Origin of the sequence: Pseudomonas sp. URIL14HWK12:I5 (assembly GCF_900176445.1) — a bacterium.
Lineage (GTDB): Bacteria > Pseudomonadota > Gammaproteobacteria > Pseudomonadales > Pseudomonadaceae > Aquipseudomonas > Aquipseudomonas monteilii.
In genome coordinates this window covers 242,843-263,043 of sequence record NZ_FWXQ01000002.1, presented here as the reverse complement: position 1 = coordinate 263,043, position 20,201 = coordinate 242,843, and the positions used below count along the sequence as shown (strand labels likewise).

Here is a 20,201-nt window from a genome sequence, read left to right as displayed (position 1 = left end):
CTAGACCAAGATTTCCTCTGCTTCTGCCCGCAAAATACCTATCAGAATTTCGGCCAACGCCATAACCATCGGATCCGCCGTAGGCCGATGAAAAATCGCCGCCTCAAACACTTTGATCGGCTTGAACCCTTCTTCCACCCCCAGCACCCGATGCCCCGCCGTCACCACCCGCGATGGCAACAGGCTCACCCCCAGCCCATTGGCCACCGCCTCCTGAATCCCTGCCAGGCTCGAACTGGTGAATGCAATGCGCCAACTGCGCCCCATGGCCTCGACCGCACTGATCATGTCATCCCGGTACAACCCGCGTGGCGGAAAGGTCACCAGCGGAATCGGGTCCTGGGCAAAACACGGGTACTGCGCGCTGTCGATCCACTCGATGCGCTCCGGCTGGCAGGCATTCGCCTCGCGGCTGTGGCGCCGCTGCTTGATCAACACCAGGTCCAGCTCGCCACGGTCGTAGGTGCTCATCAAATCGCGGCTCAACCCACCGGTAATCTCCAGCTTCACCGTCGGGTTGCGCCGGTTGAATGCTGCCAGCGCCTGCATCGTCTTGCCCGCGACAAAATCGTCCGGCAGGCCGATCCGCACGGTCACCGTCACCCCGCCCGACATGGCCTCGGTCAGCTGATTACTCACCGCCAGCAAATGCCGTGCGTAACGCAGCAGGGTTTCACCGGCGTCGGTCGGGTGCACTTCGCGGTTGCTGCGGTCTAGCAGTTGCTGGCCGACCAGTTCCTCCAGCCGGCGCACCTTCTGGCTGACCGTGGACTGGGTGGAATGCAGGCGGGCTGCGGCGGTGGTGAAACTGCCGCAGTCGGCCACCATGACCACGGTGCGGAGCATGTCCAGGTCGTAGATGGCGCGATTAGGGTTGGTGGATTCTGACATTTGGCGGGTTCAGCTTTTGGAATGGGGCTTGCTGCATGATGCCTGAAGCAGGCGTGCATTAGGCATTGCCCTGATGCGAGGTGCGCTTTGTGCGTGCGCACGAGTGATGTCCAGGGCTTACGATTGAGCGTTTTTGCGGGGTGCGCGTTGAAAACGCGTCACCACGATTTGAACAGCACCTGCCACCAGACACAACACGCCTATTTTCCAGCCCCCTTCCAGGCCGAAGTGCTCGGATGCCTTCCCAGCGGCAATTACGCTTACGAAGATGGCGACAGGGAGGATCAGTTTGTTCATGTAGTCTTCCAGGTGTACTAAGCAGAGATCGGGACAGCGCCCCGTGCGCCATCATCGCTGACTTCGAACTGCCCCACCAGCTTCTGCAACTTGCCGGCATCCACTTTCACCTTCTGCGCACTGCTCTGCAGCACCACTGCTGTCTGGCGCATCTCGCTGGAGGACTGGTTGACCTGGTCGATGGTCTTGCCGTATTCCACACTGCGCCGGTTGAGCTGCTGGATGATGGCGAACATGCCCTCCACCGCCTGGTGCAGTTGCACATTTTCCGAAGAGGCGTCCTCGGCGAGGCGCAGACTGTTGTCGACGTCCTGCACGCCCTGCTCCATGAAGCTTACGGCCTGACGGGTTTCGCCCTGCAGGCTTTCGACCATATGGCGAATATCGTCGGCGGCACGCGAGGTACGCGCGGCCAGGCTACGCACTTCGTCGGCCACCACTGCAAAGCCACGGCCATGCTCCCCGGCGCGCGCCGCCTCGATGGCGGCATTGAGCGCCAGCAGGTTGGTCTGGTTGGTGATTTCGCTGATCAACCCGGTAATGTTGTCGATCTCGACCATGCGGCTGTCGAGCCGCTGCACACTGGACGACGAGCGCGCCACCACATCGCGGATCGACTGCGTGCCCGCCTGCACCGCCAGGTACTGCTCGCGCGCGCGGCTGACCACTTCGTCCATGGCCTGCTTCATCTGCTCGGCACTGACCGAAGCCTGCTGCAACTCGCCAAGCTGCTCTTCCATGATGATCATCATCTGGTGCACGGCGTCGGCCACATCGGCGGAGCTCACGCTGGCTTCCTGGCTGCGCCCGAGCATCATCTGGTTGGTGCTGCCGACGGTACGGCTGGCCTTGACCACCTGCCCCACCACCGCGTCCAGGCGGTCGATGAAGCTGTTGATCCAGCGCGCCATGTCGCCGCTTTCGTCGTTGGCCAAGGTGCTGGTGTCCAGGCGCTGGCGCAGGTTGCCTTCTCCCTCGGCGATGGTGCGCAGCACGCCGCTCATGCCATTCAGCCTGGCCGCCAGGCGCTTGGGCCCGAGCACACCGAACAGCAACGTGGCGCCGAGCATGCTCGCGGCCTCGATCGCGTCGTTCAGCCCTTGCGGCAGGCCTGCACAGTGCTGCACCAGGTAGTTGCAGCCGAACAGGCCCGCCATGATCGCCACATAGGGCTTCATCAAACCGTAGCTCAGCGAGCGCCTGCGGTAGACCTCCTCCAGGTCTGCCTCGCACATCATGCCCCAGCGGTCGGGTGAGCCCGGCAACTGGAACGTTACGCCCTTGCCCACCACCGGCACGTGGCGATAATCCGAATAACCGGGGTAGGTCACGAACAGGTTTTCACCACGCCTTATCGTCTCCCTTACGCCAGGGTGCAGTTCCCGCGTGGAGGGGTCGGTGAAGCGCAGTTCCAGTTCGGTATGGCGCTGCACCTGCACCGTGGTCCAGGGCGTGCGCACGCCGCTTTTGAGGTTTTCGCCATGGGTGAAGGTGGCGTCTTCGAACCGCGAGCGGGACAGCGCGGTGCCAGGCTGAATGGCAAGGTCGAAGCGCGATTGCGCCATGAACAGGTAGTTGTCACCCGACTCGGGGTAAATATGCCCGGCCTCGCGCTGGATCAGATCGCCCAGCACGTCGTTGGGCACCCGGCCGCACAGGCAACCGAGCACTTTGCCCGCGTACCTGAGGGGCTGGTAGAACATCAGCGTGACTTCGTCGTGAAAGCGCGAGGATGACGGGCCGATCTGCAAGGTCAGTGGGTCGCTGTAGGGCCCGTGCAGGAAGGGGGCTTTCAGCCCTTGTGCCAGGGCTGACATATGCTCGATACGCGGCGTGCCACGCTGGGGCCAGGTCGAAGCGATGACAGTGCCGTGGGCATCGACGACAAACAGTTCGGAAAAGTCCTCGGCCTGGGCCAGCGTGCTGCGCAACATCGCGCTATCGACTTGAGCGAGCCCGGGCGCCAGTTGATCGGCCAGCTCGGCCAGATGCTCCCACTGCTCGCACGCCCACTCATGCAGCAACTGCACACGGGTGTGGGCGATGGCTTCGAAGGTTTGCTCGAGCTGCGGGTAACTGGCCCGGTTAAGGCGGCACGCCCAGCCCATGCTGAATTCGCCGGTTTTACCAAACCACGGCAGCCAGCCCTTCTCACGCGACGACAACTGCATCGAACCACTGGAAAGCGACATTATTTTCACCATACGCGACATCGAATGGCAATTTGATAGCAAGTCGCACGCCAACGCGGCTGGGGTGATTATTCGGTGATTTCGCGAGCTGTTTGCACTTGATCAGTGCAGAACCGTGGCAGAGAAGCGCAGAGCGCACCAGCGAGGGGCAACAACAAAGGGATAACACGTTCAATTTTAGTGGGGCAAATAGTTTCCGAAACTGCTCGCACATCGCACAACAGTTCGATAATCGCACAAATTCAGCCAAACCCCCTCTACTGTTGCCCTATCTTGCGGCACGCTATAGCGAAAGTCAGCAAGTCATTTCAAGCGCTGACAGGCCCCATCGCGTCATGCGCTCCGGCCAGCCCGACAACCACAACTCCAGGAACAACCAGGAGCTCGCCTTGATCAATAAAACGTACGAGTCCATCGCCAGCGCGGTGGAAGGGATTACCGACGGTTCGACCATCATGGTCGGTGGCTTTGGCACGGCGGGCATGCCGTCCGAGCTGATCGACGGCCTGATCGCCACCGGTGCCCGCGACCTGACCATCATCAGCAACAACGCCGGTAACGGCGAGATCGGCCTGGCCGCCCTGCTCATGGCGGGCAGCGTGCGCAAGGTGGTCTGCTCGTTCCCGCGCCAGTCCGACTCCTACGTGTTCGACGAACTGTACCGCGCCGGCAAGATCGAGCTGGAAGTGGTGCCGCAAGGCAACCTGGCCGAGCGCATCCGCGCAGCGGGTTCGGGCATCGGTGCGTTCTTCTCGCCGACCGGCTACGGCACCCTGCTGGCCGAAGGCAAGGAAACCCGTGAAATCGACGGCCGCATGTACGTGCTGGAAATGCCGCTGCACGCCGACTTCGCGCTGATCAAGGCGCACAAGGGCGACCGCTGGGGCAACCTGACCTACCGCAAGGCCGCCCGCAACTTCGGCCCGATCATGGCCATGGCCGCCAAGACCGCCATCGCCCAGGTCGACCAGGTTGTCGAACTCGGTGAACTGGACCCGGAACACATCATCACTCCGGGTATCTTCGTCCAGCGCGTGGTCGCCGTTACCGGTGCTGCCGCTTCTTCGATCGCCAACGCTGTCTGAGGCCTGCCATGACCATCACCAAAAAGCTCTCCCGCACCGAGATGGCCCAACGCGTGGCCGCAGACATTCAGGAAGGTGCCTACGTCAACTTGGGCATTGGCGCACCCACCCTGGTGGCCAACTACCTGGGCGACAAGGAAGTGTTCCTGCACAGTGAAAACGGCCTGCTGGGCATGGGCCCAAGCCCGGCGCCGGGCGAGGAAGACGATGACCTGATCAACGCCGGCAAGCAGCACGTGACCCTGCTGACTGGCGGTGCCTTCTTCCACCATGCCGACTCGTTCTCGATGATGCGCGGCGGCCACCTGGACATCGCCGTACTGGGCGCCTTCCAGGTGTCGGTGAAGGGCGACCTGGCCAACTGGCACACCGGTGCCGAAGGTTCGATCCCGGCCGTAGGCGGCGCAATGGACCTGGCCACCGGCGCCCGCCAGGTATTCGTGATGATGGACCACCTGACCAAGAGCGGCGAAAGCAAGCTGGTACCTGAGTGCACTTATCCGCTGACGGGTATTGGTTGCGTGAGCCGCATCTACACCGATTTGGCTGTGCTGGAAGTGACGCCAGAAGGGCTGAAAGTGGTCGAGATCTGTGCGGATATCGACTTTGACGAGTTGCAGGCGTTGAGTGGTGTGCCGCTGATCAAGTGATCGGCGAAACCTTCTGGCAAGACGCAATCTCGGTGGCTTGCCTGCGATGGGCTGCCTAGCAGCCCCATGGCCCCAACCAACAGCCACTGTCATTGTTCACTCAGGCGATACCGACACTTGCCAGCAACGTTCCACCACCCGCACTAAAACTCCACCTTGCCCCGCCCCGCCTTGACGGTGCTCCGCCTGGCTTTGCCTTCAAGGCGGCGGGTCTTCGAGCCGAGGGTCGGCTTGGTGGGGCGGCGTTTCTTCTCGGTCTTGCCGGCAGCGATGACCAACTCGGCAAGACGCGCCAATGCGTCAGCACGGTTCTGCTCCTGCGTGCGGTATTGCTGGGCCTTGATGATCAACACGCCGTCACCGGTGATGCGACTGTCACGCAGCGCCAGCAGCCGCTCTTTGTAAAACTCGGGCAACGATGAGGCCGGGATGTCGAAGCGCAGGTGCACGGCGCTGGACACCTTGTTGACATTCTGCCCACCCGCGCCTTGCGCACGGATGTAGGTCAGCTCGATTTCGGCATCCGGCAGATGCACGTTGTTGGAGATGGTCAGCATGACATGGCCCTTGTAATTCCACCCATGCTCCAGACGATTCAGGAACAGCGGCTTCCGAGTGCGAATGACAGGATTTGTGAGGAGGCACAGCCTACACAGAGACTGTACCAGCACTGGTGAGGTTTTCGTAACCAGGCCGGTAACCCGTGGAAACAATCAAGCCACCAATCGGGCCCCGTCAATTTACTACCCTCTGGCATTACGGTTTGCGCCATACACGGATGGAAAGGTACCGAACCAGTCATGGTCATCGATTCCGGAACGGTCAACTGGCATCGAATTGATGTGATTTTGCGCAAGCCATAACGCGAAAACCCTGATGAACTCAGGGCTTCTCTCGACTTAAAAGTCGTCAGGCGGACTTTTTTCGAACTTCCATTCGGTCATCTTTCTGGCTGCATGGAAGCTCTTGCAGTTCGCGATGAACTCATTGCGGTCCCATTCCTTGGAAAGGCTGGCCAGGATCTGCTCATAGGTTTCACCCGAGCAATTGGCTTTATTGGGCTCGGGCACCCTGTCTTCTGCAACTGCCCCCAGGCTCATCATCATGCCAAGGGCTGCAACCAAACGGGTAAACGACACGACGTACATCCACTCACTCCTTTGAATTGACCTGTTCCATAGGCCCTTTTTACAGGCCCCAAAAACGCAAAAAGCCCTGAATAATCAGGGCTTTGAATATGGCGGAAGCGTAGAGATTCGAACTCTAGGATAGTTGCCCATCGACGGTTTTCAAGACCGTTGCCTTAAACCACTCGGCCACGCTTCCAGCTCGTTTTGCGGCCGCCATAATACCGTAATGAAACACGCTGTCAAACTCTCTGTGTCGCGGGTTGCGGGAGCTCTGATAGACTCCTAGCATCTGAACGTTCGAAACCACAGGTTTTACCAAGGAGTGTCGCCATGCGCGAACAGGATTACGCCGTACACCACGGCCAGCAGGTCGAGCAGCAGGAGATCAGCAAGGTCCTGCGCAACACGTACAGCCTGCTGGCACTTACCCTCGCCTTCAGCGGTGTCATGGCCTTCGTCGCCCAGCAGATGCGCGTCGGCTACCCGAACGTGTTCGTGGTGCTGATCGGCTTCTACGGGCTGTTCTTCCTCACCAACAAACTGCGTGATTCGGCCTGGGGCCTGGTGTCTACCTTTGCTCTCACCGGCTTCATGGGCTTCATCCTCGGCCCGATCCTCAACCGCTACCTGGGCATGGCCGGTGGCGCTGAAGTGGTCAGCTCCGCGTTTGCCATGACTGCGCTGGTGTTTGGTGGTCTGTCGGCCTATGTGCTGATCACCCGCAAGGACATGAGCTTCCTCAGTGGCTTCATCACTGCTGGCTTCTTCGTTCTGCTGGGTGCTGTCGTGGCCAGCTTCTTCTTCCAGATCAGCGGCCTGCAACTGGCGATCAGCGCTGGCTTCGTGCTGTTCTCGTCGGTGTGCATCCTGTTCCAGACCAGCGCGATCATTCATGGTGGCGAGCGTAACTACATCATGGCGACCATCAGCCTGTATGTGTCGATCTACAACCTGTTTGTCAGCCTGCTGCAGCTGTTCGGCATCATGGGCCGTGATGACTGATTGATGAATGTGCGAGAAAGCCCGCTTCGGCGGGCTTTTTTGTGGGCGCTACCAAGCCCCGGAAAGCACAACCAATAACTGACCAAAAAGTCAGATAATTAGACGTATGGTCGCCGATCATGCCGCCATCGTGCTTTTCTCTACCGCAATCCGCCATCACCCCTTAGAATGCGCTCCTTTTTTCTTCCGGGGCAGCTTCCAGCAATGAGCTCACACGAACACAGCCCAGGCGCGGCGGCGCCTGCCAACGAACTGGTGCTTGGCCTAGAAGACAAGCCACGGCTGGTGATCGGCCTGCTGGCGGCCCTGCAGCACCTGCTGGCGATCATCGTGCCGATCGTGACCCCTGGCCTGCTGATCTGCCAGGCGCTGGGTGTTTCGGCGCGTGATACCAACCTGATCGTTTCCATGTCGCTGGTGATCTCGGGGATTGCCACCTTCGTCCAGTGCAAGCGCTTCGGGCCGTTCGGCGCCGGGCTGCTGATTGTTCAGGGCACCAGCTTCAACTTCGTCGGGCCGCTGATTGCTGGCGGTGCGCTGATGGTCAAGCAAGGCACGCCGGTAGAAGGCGTGATGGCGGCTATCTTCGGCGTGGTGATCGCAGGCTCGTTCGTGGAGATGGGCGTTTCGCGCATCCTGCCCTTCGTAAAGCGTCTTATCACCCCGTTGGTGACCGGCATCGTGGTGTTGATGATCGGCCTGACGCTAATCAAGGTCGGCCTGATCAGCATGGGTGGCGGTTTTGGCGCCATGGCCAACGGCACCTTCGCCAATGGCGATAACCTGCTGCTGTCGGGCGTGGTACTGGCGATTATCGTGATCCTCAACCGAGTCCCGGTGGTGTGGATGCGCAGCTGCGCCATCGTCATCGCCTTGGCGGTTGGTTATGCGTTGGCCGGTTACATGGGCCGCCTGGACTTCACTGGCATGCATGAAGCCGCGCTGTTCCAGGTGCCTACGCCACTGCACTTTGGTTTGGGCTTCTCGTGGGCGCTGTTCATTCCAATGCTGGTGATTTACCTGGTGACGTCGCTGGAAGCCATCGGTGACGTTACCGCCACCAGCAAGGTGTCGCACCAGCCGGTCGAAGGGCCGGTGTGGATGCAGCGGATCAAGGGCGGCGTGCTGGTCAACGGGGCCAACTCACTGCTGGCTGGCCTGTTCAACACCTTCCCCAGCTCGATCTTTGCGCAGAACAACGGCGTGATTCAGCTGACCGGTATTGCCAGCCGCCATATCGGTATCTGGATTGCCGTGATGCTGGTACTGCTGGGCCTGTTCCCGAGCGTTGCCGGGGTGATTCAGGCGGTGCCGGAGCCGGTGCTGGGTGGGGCGGCCATGGTGATGTTCGGTGCAGTTGCGGCTTCGGGGATCAATATTCTGGCTAGCACTCGGCTGGACCGCCGCGCACTGCTGATTATTGCGGTTTCGCTGGCCTTGGGCCTGGGTGTGGCACAGGTGCCGGAATTCCTGGCGCATATGCCGGCGGCGATCCGCAATGTGCTGGAGTCGGGTGTAGCCACGGGCGGTATCTGTGCCCTGGTATTGAACTGGTTCCTGCCGGAGAGCAAGGAACACGCCTGAGCCTTTCAGCCCTGACAGAAAGCCCGCCCCGCCATGCACAAGCGGGCGCGGGCTTTTTTGTTTTATCATGGCACCATTCCTTTGCACGAGTTACCCATGAAATTCGCTATCGCGGTGTTCTCTCCGGCCCATGCGCCTTCCTCGCGGCGCGCCTTGCGCTATGCCGAGGCGGTACTGACCAGCGGGCATGAGATTGCCCGGTTGTTCTTCTATCAGGACGGGGTGCACAGTGCCTCGGCCAACGTGGTCGCGCCCCAGGACGAACTGGATGTGGCGGGCCAGTGGCGCGCCTTCATCGAGGCTCACCAACTGGACGCCGTGGTGTGTATCGCTGCCGCCCTGCGCCGTGGCGTGCTCGACGAGGCCGAGGCCAACCGCTACCAGCGCCCGGCCGTGAACCTGCCCAAACCCTGGGAATTGTCTGGGCTTGGCCAATTGCATGAGGCCGCGCAAGTTGCCGACCGCCTTGTCTGCTTCGGAGGCGACTGAAATGGCCAAATCTCTACTGATCATCAGCCGTCAGGCACCGTGGAACGGCCCATCCGCCCGCGAAGCGCTGGACATCGCTCTCGCCGGCGGCGCGTTCGACTTGCCGCTGGGCATGCTGTTCCTCGACGATGGCGTTTTCCAGCTCGCCCTAGACCAGCAACCCACCGCCGTGCAGCAGAAGAACCTTGCCGCCAACCTGCAAGCACTCCCCATGTTTGGCGTTGAAGAGTTGTTCGCTTGTAGTCACAGCCTCACCCGCCGAGGCCTGGCAGCCGACGCCCTGAAGCTGCCGGTGCAAGTGCTCGATGACGCAGCGCTAACCGCGCTGATCGCCCGTTTCGACCAGGTGGTAACGCTCTGATGACGACCCTGCATGTAATTGCCCACTCCCCGTTCGGCGACGAGCGCCTGGCCAGCTGCCTGCGCCTGCTCGGTGCCGACGACGCGCTGCTGCTGTGCGGCGATGCGGTGTATGCCTTGCGCAGCGGCAGCGAGCCGCACCACCTGCTGCAAGCTGCCGGCCTGGCCCAGCGCCTGTACGCCCTGGAAGAAGACGTGCAGGCCCGCGCAGTCGGCAACGACCTGGCCAAGTCCGTGGACTACGCCGGGTTCGTCGAACTGTCGCTGCACTACGACAAGGTCAACAGCTGGCTATGAATAACCTCATCATCGGCGATCGAGCGATCGCCCTGGACAAGGACGGCTTCCTGGTCGACCTGCAAGACTGGTCCCACGCTGCCGCCGAGGCCTTGGCCGAGCGCGAGGGCATCCCGTTGACCGCTGACCACTGGGAAATCCTCGAACTACTGCGCCAGTTCTACCAGGAGTACCAGCTGTCTCCAGCCACACGCCCGCTGATCAAGTACACAGCCCTGAAGCTGGGCCCGGAAAAGGGCAACAGCCCCCACCTGAATCGCCTGTTCAACGGCACCCCCGCCAAACTTGCCGCCAAGCTGGCGGGCCTGCCCAAGCCGACCAATTGCATATGAACGAACCTCGCCCACTTACCCTGGTAACCCCGGCCGAACACCCGTTCGCCGAATTCGTGCGCATTCTCGGCAAAGGCAAACGCGGCGCGCGTGGCCTGACCCGTGAAGAAGCCCGCGCGGCCATGACCCTGTTGCTGGAAGGCAAGGTCGAAGACACCCAGCTGGGTGCCTTCCTGATGCTGCTGCGCCACAAGGAAGAAAGCGCCGAAGAGCTGGCGGGCTTCACCGAAGCGCTACGCGCTCACCTGCACGCGCCGAACATTGCGGTAGACCTGGACTGGCCCACCTACGCCGGCAAAAAGCGCCACCTGCCCTGGTACCTGCTGGCGGCCAAATGCCTGGCCGGCAACGGCGTGCGCATCCTGATGCACGGTGGCGGCGCACACACCGCCGGGCGCATGTACACCGAGCAACTGCTCGACCTGCTGCAAATCCCGCTGTGCCGCAACTGGGCCGCTGTCGGCAGCACCCTCGACCAGCATCAGCTGGCGTTTTTCCCGCTGCACGACTGGGCGCCGCAATTGCAGCGCATGATCGACCTGCGCAACACCCTCGGCCTGCGCTCACCCATCCACTCACTGGCGCGTGTGCTTAACCCGCTGGGCGCACGCTGTGGCCTGCAAAGTATCTTCCACCCCGGCTACCAGGCCGTGCACCGCGAGGCTAGCCGCCTGCTGGGCGACCATGCGGTGGTAATCAAGGGCGATGGCGGCGAGATCGAAGTAAACCCCGATGTCATCAGCCACCTGTACGGCACCACGGCAGGCGAAGCGTGGGACGAAGAGTGGCCAGCGCTGAGCGAACGCCGCCATGTGAAGCCGGCCAGCCTGCAAGCCGAACACTTGCTGGCGTTCTGGCGGGGCGAAGTTGAAGACAGTTATGGCGAGAAGGCCCTGATCGCCACCATGGCCCTGGCCCTGCGTGGCCTGGGGCAGGACCGCGAGCAGGCCTTCACAACCGCCCAAGGCTATTGGGAGACACGCAACAAATCGATTTAACCGATCATAACCCCCGGTTATTTGCGCTATTTATTCGAACGATTTGGCCTAGACTGGGCTCCAACGACAAACACCTTTGTTCCGAGGAGCTCACTCATGGGCCTTTTGATCGACGGCCGCTGGCATGATCAGTGGTATGAAAACGGCAAGGACGGCACGTTCAAACGCGAAAACGCCCAACGCCGTAACCAACTGCCCGCCCCTGAGGCCGGCCGCTACCACCTGTACGTCTCGCTGGCCTGCCCATGGGCCCACCGCACCCTGATTGTCCGCGCCCTCAAAGGCCTGGAGCCCTTGCTCGATGTGTCGGTAGTGAGTTGGCTGATGCAGGATCACGGCTGGACCTTCGATGTGCAGCAAGGCTCCACGGGCGACCACCTCGACGCCTTACAGTACCTGCACCAGCGCTACACCCAGGATGACCCGCACTACACCGGCCGCGTGACTGTACCCGTGCTGTGGGACAAGAAAGAGAAGCGCATCGTCAACAATGAATCGTCGGAAATCATCCGCATCTTCAACAGCGCGTTCAACGAGCTGACCGGCAATACACTGGACCTGTACCCCGAACCGCTGCGCCCAACCATCGAGGCGCTTAACGAGCGCATCTACCCGGCCGTGAACAACGGCGTGTACCGTGCAGGCTTTGCCACCACGCAGGAGGCGTACGAAGCGGCGTTCGACGATGTGTTCAATGAGCTGGACTATCTGGAAGACGTGCTAAGCCGCAATCGCTACCTGGCAGGTGAATACCTGACCGAAGCCGATGTGCGCCTGTTTACCACGCTGGTGCGCTTCGATGCCGTGTACCACGGGCACTTCAAGTGCAACCTGCGCCGTCTGAGCGACTATCACAACCTGTCGAACTGGCTTCGCGAGCTGTATCAGTGGCCTGGGGTGGCGGGCACGGTGGATATGGAGCATATCCAGAAGCACTATTACATGAGCCACAAGACCATCAACCCGACCGGGATCGTGCCCAAAGGGCCGTTGCAAGACTTCAGCCTGGCACATGATCGGGAGCGGTTGGCAGGTAAAGGGATTTGGCAGGCTTAAGATAGCCGGGGCTGCTTTGCAGCCCCAACGATATCAGCTGTTTTGCGCCCCTTCGAACCAGGCCAGCTTTTCACGCAGTTGCACCACTTCCCCCACAATTACCAGGGTCGGCGCATGCACTTCATGCCGCGCCACCAGCTCCGGCAAATCCGCCAGGGTACCGGTGAACACCCGCTGATTACGCGTAGTGCCCTGCTGAACCAACGCAGCCGGCGTACTGGCCGCCCGCCCATGACGAATCAGCTCGGCACAGATGGTCGGCAACCCCACCAACCCCATGTAGAACACCAAGGTCTGTGCCGGCGCTACCAGATCATTCCACGGCAGGTTGCTGGTGCCATCCTTAAGGTGGCCGGTTACGAAGCGCACCGACTGAGCGTAGTCGCGGTGAGTCAGCGGAATACCGCCATAGGCGGAGCAGCCACTGGCCGCGGTAATGCCCGGCACCACCTGGAACGGGATGCCATGCTCGGCCAGCTCTTCGATCTCTTCGCCACCCCGGCCGAAGATGAACGGATCGCCACCTTTCAGCCGCAGCACACGCTTGCCCTGCTGAGCCAAATCGACCAGCAGACGGTTGATCTGATCCTGCGGCACGGCATGGTCGGCGCGACGCTTGCCCACGTAGATACGCTCGGCATCACGCCGGCACATCTCGATGATCGCGGGGGCTACCAGGCGGTCGTAAAGCACCACGTCAGCCTGCTGCATCAGGCGCAAGGCACGGAAGGTAAGCAAGTCCGGATCACCCGGGCCCGCACCTACCAAGTACACCTCCCCCCCCTGCTGCACCGGCGCGCCGTCGACCATCGCCTGCAACAGGCGTTCGGCCTCAGCGCCCTGCCCAGCCAGCTGGCGCTCGGCAATCGGCCCCTGGAACACGGTTTCCCAGAAGCCCCGGCGCTGGTTGACATCCGGGTACAAGGATTTGACCTTGTGCCGGAAACGCGCTGCCAGCCCGGCCAGCTCACCATAGGCCGACGGAATCCAGGCCTCCAGCTTGGCGCGAATCAACCGCGCCAGCACCGGGGCGTCACCGCCACTGGAAACCGCAATCACCAAGGGTGAACGGTCGACAATCGCCGGGAAGATCACCGTGCACAGGGCCGGTGCGTCCACCACATTGACTGGCAGGCTAAGGGCCTGCGCATCCGCCGACACCTGGGCGTTCAGCCCAGGATCGTCGGTCGCCGCAATCACCAACCGGCAGCCGACCAGGTCGGCGGCCTGATAGCCACGCACCAGCACCTCACCGCCACCTTCCCGGGCCAACGCGGCCAACTGGCCGTCGACATCCGGCGCCACCACGCGCAGCACGCTACCGGCATCCGCCAGCAAGCGCGCCTTGCGCAAAGCGATCTCACCGCCACCGACGACCAGCACACGGCCGCCTTGCAGCTTGTGGAACAGCGGCAGGTAATCCATTTAGCGGATAACCTCGACGCCGCCCATGTACGGTTTCAGCACTTCCGGCACCCGGATCGAACCATCGGCCTGCTGGTAATTTTCCAACACGGCAACCAGGGTACGGCCTACCGCCAGACCGGAGCCGTTGAGGGTGTGCACCAGCTCTGGCTTGCCGGTTTCCGGGTTGCGCCAGCGGGCCTGCATGCGGCGCGCCTGGAAGTCGCCGCAGTTGGAGCACGAGCTGATTTCGCGGTACTTGTCCTGGCTCGGCACCCACACTTCCAGGTCGTAGGTTTTGACGGCGCCAAAGCCCATGTCGCCGGTGCACAGGGCCAGCACGCGGTATGGCAGCTCCAGCAGCTGCAGTACGCGCTCGGCGTTGGCGGTCAGGCCTTCCAGGGCTTCCATCGACTTGGCCGGCTCTACCACCTGCACCATCTCGACCTTGTCGAACTGGTGCTGGCGAATCATGCCGCGGGTGTCACGGCCGGAAGCACCGGCTTCACTGCGGAAACACGGGGTGTGGGCAACCAGTTTCAGCGGCAGCTGCTTGGCGTCGAGGATTTCACCGGCCACCAGGTTAGTCAGCGACACTTCGGCGGTCGGGATCAGATAGAAGTCCGCCTCACCTTCGCGAGTGATCTTGAACAGGTCTTCCTCGAACTTCGGTAGCTGGCCGGTGCCTTGAAGGGCCGGGGCCTGCACCAGGTACGGGGTGTAGTGCTCCTCGTAGCCGTGCTCGCCGGTGTGCAGGTTGATCATGAATTGCGCCAGGGCGCGGTGCAGGCGTGCGATAGGGCCACGCAGCACCGCAAAACGGGCGCCAGACAGCTTGGCAGCGGCTTCGAAGTCCAGCCCACCGCTGACTTCGCCCAAGGCGACGTGGTCCTTGATTTCGAAGTCGAAGGCCTTCGGCGTGCCCCAACGGCGCACTTCGACGTTGTCGTCTTCGCTGGCACCGACCGGTACGCTGGCGTCCGGCAGGTTGGGGATGGTCAGCAGGATACCGTCCAGTTCGGCCTGGATGGCGTCCAGTTCGGTCTTGCCAGCAGCCAGTTCATTGGCCATGCGTTCGACGTCGGCCATCAATGGCGCGATGTCTTCGCCCTTGGCCTTGGCCTGTCCGATGGACTTGGAACGGGCGTTGCGCTCGGCTTGCAGATGCTCGGTGCGAGTCTGCACTGCCTTGCGGCGCTCTTCCAGTGATTCGATGCGCGCGACATCCAGGCTGAAGCCACGGGAGGCCAGGCGATCCGCCACTTCCTGAAGTTGGCCGCGTAACAGTTTGGAATCGAGCATATCGTTCTCTCGTTATAAGTAGGTGTTGGTTCAGAATCGGGTCAGGGACAGGCCGACCCAGGTCGCGAGCAGCCCGCCCACCACGCTGATACTGGTATAGCCCAAGGCAAGGGGCACCTGCCCGCTTTCCATCAGGCGCACGGTATCGAGCGAGAAGGAGGAAAAGGTTGTCAGGCCGCCGAGGAAGCCGACAATCAGGCCGGCGCGCAGCTCGACCGGCGCCAGCGGCTTGTGCAGGAACAGGCCGTAGAGCAGGCCGATCAGCAGGCAGCCAACCAGGTTGACCGCCAGCGTACCGGCATAGAAGTGCCGTGGCCAGTGGGCCGCTACCCAGTTGGCGGTAGCGAAGCGCAACAAGGTACCGGCGATACCGCCCGCGCTGACCGCAGCGATGAGTGCAATCACGGTTTTCTCCGTTGACGGGGGCTGTTGCGGTCGAGCTCGGCCAGGTGGCGTAGCTTCTCGCCAATCTTCAGTTCCAGGCCACGGGGCACTGGCTGGTAGTACTGACGCGGCTCCAGTTCATCAGGGAAGTAATCTTCACCGGCGGCATAAGCGTCGGGTTCATCATGGGCGTAGCGGTACTCGTCACCATAGCCCAGCTGTTTCATCAGCTTGGTCGGGGCGTTGCGCAAGTGCAGTGGCACCTCCAGCGAGCCATGTTCGGCCGCTTCACGCAGGGCGGTCTTGAAGCCCATGTACACCGCGTTGCTCTTCGGCGCACAGGCCAGGTAGGTGATGGCCTGGGCCACGGCCAGCTCGCCTTCGGGACTGCCCAGGCGTTCCTGCACGTCCCACGCCGCCAAGCACAGGCTGAGGGCTCGCGGGTCGGCGTTACCGATATCCTCGCTGGCCATGCGCACCACGCGGCGGGCGATGTACAGCGGGTCGCAACCGCCGTCGAGCATGCGCGCAAACCAGTACAGGGCGCCATCGGGGTTGGAGCCGCGCACCGACTTGTGCAGCGCGGAGATCTGGTCGTAGAACGCCTCACCCCCCTTGTCGAAACGACGGCGGCTATCGCCGAGCAGGCTTTGCAGCATCTCGACGTCAATCTCGCTGCCGTCTTCGGCCAGGTCCGAGGCGTTCTCAAGGAAGTTGAGCATGCGCCGCCCATCGCCATCGGCGGCAGCCATCAGCATCTTGAAGGCGTCGTCGCCCACCCGCAGGTTGCGCTTGCCCAGCCCGCGCTCCTCGGTCAGCGCACGGTTCACCAGCTTGCGCAATGCCGCCTCGTCCAGACTTTTGAGCACATACACCCGCGCCCGCGACAGCAACGCGTTGTTCAGCTCGAAGGAGGGGTTTTCAGTGGTGGCACCGATGAACAGCAGCGTGCCGTCTTCCACGTAGGGCAAAAAGGCATCCTGCTGCGACTTGTTGAAGCGGTGCACTTCGTCGACGAACAGGATGGTGCGGCGGCCATATTGGCCGGCCTGCTGCTTGGCCACTTCAACGGCCTGGCGGATCTCTTTCACCCCGGCCAGTACCGCCGACACGGTTTCGAAATGCGCGTCACAAAACTGCGCCAGCAGCCGCGCAAGGGTGGTCTTGCCCACCCCCGGCGGCCCCCAGAAGATCATCGAGTGCAGCGCACCCTGCTCCAGCGCCTCGCGCAACGGCTTACCGCGCGCCAGCAGGTGCTCCTGGCCCACGTACTCGTCCAGGTTGGACGGGCGCAGGCGAGCGGCCAGGGGCTGGGCGACGGGTTCGCTTCGAAACAGGTCCATGACGGGCTCTGGTTACTCCTTGATCACGTCCGCGCCTTTGGGGATGTCGAACTTGAACTGGCTGTCCGGCACCGCCTGGTTGGCCTTGACGCCATTGAACAGGATGTTGGTGCGCTGGCCGACACTGTCGATCAGCTGCATGTCATTGATCAGGCCTTTGCGGAACGACACGCGCAGCGAGTCGAACAGGGTGTCCTTGGTCTTCGGCTTGAGGGTGAAGTCCATCACCTCGCCCTGCTCCTTGGAAGCAATGTCGAAACTCTGGCTGATCTTCGACACATCACCGGACAGCAGCAGCGCAGGGGTCTGGTTCAGTCGCACATCGAGCTTCTTGATGGTGGCCTGTTCCAGATCCGGGTCCCACAGGGTGACGTTCTTTCCGTCCGAAACCACGACCTGCTCCTGCGGCGCATCAGTGTGCCAGTAGAACAGGCCCGGGCGCTTGACCGCCATCTTGCCCGAGGTTTCCTGCAGGCTGGTGCCATCGGCGCCGAGGGTCAGCTGGGAGAAATTGGCCTCGATGGTCTGCGACTTTTCCAGCAGCTGGGTCAGGCGTTGTACGTCTTGCTCACCGGCATAAGCAGTAACCGAGCCCAGGGTCAGGGCAGAAACCAACAGCATGCGAATCGCGCGCATGGGAATCCTCATTGAGCATTGAAAAGGCCGGGCGCCACCGTTGGCGCCCGGCAAGGTGTTCTTCAGTCGCGCGGGCCGCCCGGGGCAATCACTTCCCGCGAGCCGTTGCTGTTCATGGGGGTGACCACACCGGCCATTTCCATGGCTTCGATCATGCGGGCGGCGCGGTTGTAACCGATTTTCAGCTTGCGCTGCACTGCCGAGATGGACGCGCGGCGGCTTTCCAGCACGAATTGCACGGCCTCATCATACAGGGCGTCGCTCTCCGAATCTTCACCATCACCACCACCACCGCCGCCGCCATCGAAGCCACTGCCGGCTTCTTCCACACCGTTGAGGATGTCGTCGTTGTAATCCGGCGCGCCACGCAGCTTCCACGCCTCGACCGTACGGTGCACTTCGTCGTCGGAAACGAACGCACCGTGGACGCGGATTGGCAGGCTGGTGCCCGGTGGCATGTACAGCATGTCACCATGACCCAACAGCTGCTCTGCACCACCCTGGTCGATGATGGTGCGTGAGTCGATCTTGCTCGACACCTGGAACGCCATGCGGGTCGGGATGTTGGCCTTGATCAGGCCGGTAATGACATCCACCGACGGGCGCTGGGTGGCGAGAATCAGGTGGATACCGGCTGCCCGCGCCTTCTGGGCGATACGGGCGATCAGCTCTTCGACCTTCTTGCCGACGATCATCATCATGTCGGCGAACTCGTCCACCACCACCACGATGGTCGGCAAGGTTTTCAGCGCTGGCGGCTCGTCGTCCATGCTCTCGCGGCGGTACAGAGGGTCGTGGATGATTTCGCCAGCTTCCTGGGCGTCCTTGATCTTGCGGTTGAAGCCGGCCAGGTTACGCACGCCCATGGCCGCCATCAGCTTGTAGCGCCGTTCCATCTCGGCCACGCTCCAGCGCAGGGCGTTGGCGGCGTCCTTCATGTCGGTGACCACCGGGCACAGCAGGTGCGGGATGCCTTCGTAGATCGACAGTTCGAGCATTTTCGGGTCGATCATGATCAGCCGCGCGTCTTCCGGGCTCGACTTGAACAGAATCGACAGAATCATCGCGTTCACACCCACCGACTTACCGGAGCCGGTAGTACCGGCCACCAGCAGGTGGGGCATCTTGGCCAGGTCGGTAATCACCGGCTTGCCGCCGATGTCGTGGCCCAGGGCCAGTGTGACCGGGGACTTCTGCTCGTCGTACTGCGGGGTGGCCAGCACCTCGGAGAAGCGCACCATCTGCCGGTTTTCGTTGGGGATCTCGATACCCACGGTGGTCTTGCCGGGGATCACCTCGACCACGCGCACACTGGTCACGGCCAGCGAGCGCGCCAGGTCCTTGGCCAGGTTGGCGATGCGGCTGACCTTCACGCCAGCGGCCGGCTGGATTTCGTAACGGGTAATCACCGGGCCGGGGTGGATCGAGTCCACCGCCACTTCTACACCGAATTCCTTGAGTTTGATTTCCAGCAGTTGGCCGACACCGGCCAGGGACTCTGGCGAATACTCGATCTTCTTCTGCTCGGCAGGGTCGAGGATGGAAATCGACGGCAAGGTGCCTTCTACCGCGCTGTCGATGAACAGCGGTGCCTGCTTCTCCTTCATCACCCGCTTGCTCGGCTCCGGGGCCTTGGCGGCGGCGGGTGGCACGATGGTCGGGGCGGCGTGCTGCTCGCGCGGGACCACGGTTTCACGGGGCACTACGGGCTCACGGGCGGCCTCACGTGGTGGCACAACAGGCTCACGACCAAGCGTCGGCTCACGGGGCTCAACGACTGGGGCCGGCGCTTCTTCACGTTTGAAAATGCGCTCACGCAACGCCGGCTTGGCCGGCTCACGCTTCTCGGCAGCCATCGGCGCGGGCTTGATCACCGGCTCATCCTCGCGCAGTTGCGCCTCCAGGCGTTTGCGCTCGTTGCGGGCTTCCCACCAACGGTTGGCGGCGCCCTGCACCAGCTCGAACAGGTCGAGGGTGATCTTGCCGGTCAGGTCCATCACCTTGAACCACGACAAGTCGGTGAACACCGTCAGGCCGAACAGGAACAAGGCAATGAACATCAGCGTGCTGCCCTGCACGTTCAGCAGGTTGCGCGCCAGGTCACCAAGGCTTTCGCCCAATGCGCCACCTGCAGAGAACGGCAGGCTCGCCGGCGGGTGGAAGTGGATATGCGCCAGCGCCGCCCCAGACAACACCAGAAACACCAGGCCGATCAACCGCCAGGAGAACAGCCAGCCACTCCAGTCCCACGGCTGGTGGCGTTCGCGGAAGATCTGCCAGGTCTTCACCGCCAGCAGCAGCGGGAAGATATAGGCGAAGTAACCCAGCACCATGAACAGGATATCGGCGAAGTAGGCGCCAGCACGCCCGGCGGCGTTCTGCACCTGGTCGACGGTGGCGGTGTGGCTGAAGCCCGGGTCCGAGGTGTCGTAGGTCAGCAGGGCCATCCACAGGTACAGGCACAGGGCGCCGACAGCGATCAACGCACCTTCCTTGAGGCGATAATGCAGCTGCTGCCGCCACAGGGGCACGGGCAAGGGAGCTGGGGTTGCGGTGGATTTCTTCAAAACGCGTCTATTCCTGCGCGTGCTGCGCGTCCAATAGTGATCGGCCGGCGGTGCGGCCAATGAACCACTACTTTTAACATTACTGCCCGACAGCCGCCATGGCGGCACGCCGTATGGGGGTTTGGCCGGGGGCGACTTTCATATACCTGCAATTTGAGCATGCATTTTCTTTTGTGACAAAGGCTTATGCTGTGTTTTTGCA

General features: G+C 62.2%; 21 protein-coding genes and 1 tRNA gene. 10 read left to right on the top strand and 12 right to left on the bottom strand.

Going from position 1 to position 20,201, the window contains the following annotated elements; all coding sequences use genetic code 11:
• From B9A31_RS05680 to B9A31_RS27670, 3 genes are all read right to left on the bottom strand, one after another.
• The gene (locus tag B9A31_RS05680) at positions 1–891 is read right to left on the bottom strand and encodes a LysR substrate-binding domain-containing protein (protein WP_025753674.1); all 891 of its coding nucleotides are present in this window, start codon (positions 889–891) and stop codon (positions 1–3) included.
• A gap of 117 nt (positions 892–1,008) precedes the next feature.
• Entirely contained in the window at positions 1,009–1,188 is a 180-nt protein-coding gene (locus B9A31_RS05675; RefSeq protein WP_016711479.1) for a hypothetical protein, read from the bottom strand.
• Positions 1,189–1,205: 17 nt separating this feature from the next.
• Positions 1,206–1,865: a methyl-accepting chemotaxis protein gene (locus B9A31_RS27670; RefSeq protein ID WP_371104840.1), complete on the bottom strand. Its 660-nt coding sequence runs from the start codon at positions 1,863–1,865 to the stop codon at positions 1,206–1,208.
• Between the two features lie 1,904 nt (positions 1,866–3,769).
• Here B9A31_RS27670 and B9A31_RS05665 point away from each other — a divergent pair.
• Together B9A31_RS05665 and B9A31_RS05660 are read left to right on the top strand one after the other, a co-directional pair.
• A complete protein-coding gene (locus tag B9A31_RS05665) occupies positions 3,770–4,465 on the top strand; it encodes a 3-oxoacid CoA-transferase subunit A (protein WP_026020319.1) in 696 nt (231 codons plus the stop codon).
• An 8-nt stretch (positions 4,466–4,473) separates the two neighbouring features.
• Positions 4,474–5,115 (top strand): 3-oxoacid CoA-transferase subunit B, encoded by a 642-nt coding sequence (locus B9A31_RS05660; RefSeq protein WP_084296730.1) that lies wholly within the window; start codon positions 4,474–4,476, stop codon positions 5,113–5,115.
• Between the two features lie 143 nt (positions 5,116–5,258).
• Here B9A31_RS05660 and arfB read toward each other — a convergent pair whose 3' ends face one another.
• From arfB to B9A31_RS05645, 3 genes are all read right to left on the bottom strand, one after another.
• Positions 5,259–5,672, bottom strand: a complete 414-nt coding sequence (gene arfB / locus B9A31_RS05655; RefSeq protein WP_016711483.1) for an alternative ribosome rescue aminoacyl-tRNA hydrolase ArfB — start codon at positions 5,670–5,672, stop codon at positions 5,259–5,261.
• Between the two features lie 342 nt (positions 5,673–6,014).
• Entirely contained in the window at positions 6,015–6,263 is a 249-nt protein-coding gene (trbK, locus tag B9A31_RS05650; protein WP_019096737.1) for an entry exclusion lipoprotein TrbK, read from the bottom strand.
• Between the two features lie 90 nt (positions 6,264–6,353).
• Positions 6,354–6,441 (bottom strand) — tRNA-Ser (locus tag B9A31_RS05645).
• A gap of 134 nt (positions 6,442–6,575) precedes the next feature.
• Here B9A31_RS05645 and B9A31_RS05640 point away from each other — a divergent pair.
• The 8 genes from B9A31_RS05640 (at position 6,576) to B9A31_RS05600 (ending at position 12,363) form a co-directional block, all read left to right on the top strand.
• Positions 6,576–7,247: a Bax inhibitor-1/YccA family protein gene (locus B9A31_RS05640; protein ID WP_003251184.1), complete on the top strand. Its 672-nt coding sequence runs from the start codon at positions 6,576–6,578 to the stop codon at positions 7,245–7,247.
• A 204-nt stretch (positions 7,248–7,451) separates the two neighbouring features.
• Entirely contained in the window at positions 7,452–8,831 is a 1,380-nt protein-coding gene (locus B9A31_RS05630; protein WP_019096736.1) for a nucleobase:cation symporter-2 family protein, read from the top strand.
• 96 nt (positions 8,832–8,927) lie between these two features.
• Positions 8,928–9,320: a sulfurtransferase complex subunit TusD gene (gene tusD / locus B9A31_RS05625; RefSeq protein ID WP_084296729.1), complete on the top strand. Its 393-nt coding sequence runs from the start codon at positions 8,928–8,930 to the stop codon at positions 9,318–9,320.
• Position 9,321: 1 nt separating this feature from the next.
• Positions 9,322–9,681 (top strand): sulfurtransferase complex subunit TusC, encoded by a 360-nt coding sequence (gene tusC, locus B9A31_RS05620; RefSeq protein WP_027608790.1) that lies wholly within the window; start codon positions 9,322–9,324, stop codon positions 9,679–9,681.
• Positions 9,681–9,977 (top strand): sulfurtransferase complex subunit TusB, encoded by a 297-nt coding sequence (tusB, locus tag B9A31_RS05615; RefSeq protein WP_019096733.1) that lies wholly within the window; start codon positions 9,681–9,683, stop codon positions 9,975–9,977. The genes tusC and tusB overlap by 1 nt, the downstream gene beginning before the upstream one ends.
• A complete protein-coding gene (locus B9A31_RS05610; protein WP_025753665.1) occupies positions 9,974–10,309 on the top strand; it encodes a TusE/DsrC/DsvC family sulfur relay protein in 336 nt (111 codons plus the stop codon). The genes tusB and B9A31_RS05610 overlap by 4 nt, the downstream gene beginning before the upstream one ends.
• Entirely contained in the window at positions 10,306–11,307 is a 1,002-nt protein-coding gene (locus B9A31_RS05605; RefSeq protein ID WP_084296728.1) for a glycosyl transferase family protein, read from the top strand. Before B9A31_RS05610 ends, B9A31_RS05605 begins: the two co-directional genes overlap by 4 nt.
• Before the next feature lie 96 nt (positions 11,308–11,403).
• Entirely contained in the window at positions 11,404–12,363 is a 960-nt protein-coding gene (locus B9A31_RS05600; RefSeq protein ID WP_027615035.1) for a glutathione S-transferase family protein, read from the top strand.
• A gap of 33 nt (positions 12,364–12,396) precedes the next feature.
• On the opposite strand, the gene cysG is transcribed toward B9A31_RS05600, so the two are convergent.
• The 6 genes from cysG to B9A31_RS05570 all read right to left on the bottom strand — a co-directional run bounded on the left by cysG (position 12,397) and on the right by B9A31_RS05570 (position 20,059).
• A complete protein-coding gene (gene cysG, locus B9A31_RS05595) occupies positions 12,397–13,788 on the bottom strand; it encodes a siroheme synthase CysG (protein WP_016711492.1) in 1,392 nt (463 codons plus the stop codon).
• Positions 13,789–15,069, bottom strand: coding sequence for a serine--tRNA ligase (gene serS, locus B9A31_RS05590; protein ID WP_084296727.1), 1,281 nt, complete (start codon positions 15,067–15,069; stop codon positions 13,789–13,791).
• A 30-nt stretch (positions 15,070–15,099) separates the two neighbouring features.
• Positions 15,100–15,474, bottom strand: a complete 375-nt coding sequence (crcB, locus tag B9A31_RS05585) for a fluoride efflux transporter CrcB (RefSeq protein ID WP_019096731.1) — start codon at positions 15,472–15,474, stop codon at positions 15,100–15,102.
• The gene (locus tag B9A31_RS05580) at positions 15,471–16,796 is read right to left on the bottom strand and encodes a replication-associated recombination protein A (protein ID WP_025753662.1); all 1,326 of its coding nucleotides are present in this window, start codon (positions 16,794–16,796) and stop codon (positions 15,471–15,473) included. Before B9A31_RS05580 ends, crcB begins: the two co-directional genes overlap by 4 nt.
• 12 nt (positions 16,797–16,808) lie before the next feature.
• On the bottom strand, positions 16,809–17,432 hold the full coding sequence (lolA, locus tag B9A31_RS05575; RefSeq protein ID WP_019096729.1) for an outer membrane lipoprotein periplasmic chaperone LolA: 624 nt from the start codon (positions 17,430–17,432) through the stop codon (positions 16,809–16,811).
• A gap of 62 nt (positions 17,433–17,494) precedes the next feature.
• The gene (locus B9A31_RS05570) at positions 17,495–20,059 is read right to left on the bottom strand and encodes a DNA translocase FtsK (RefSeq protein ID WP_371059034.1); all 2,565 of its coding nucleotides are present in this window, start codon (positions 20,057–20,059) and stop codon (positions 17,495–17,497) included.
• Positions 20,060–20,201: the final 142 nt, after the last annotated feature.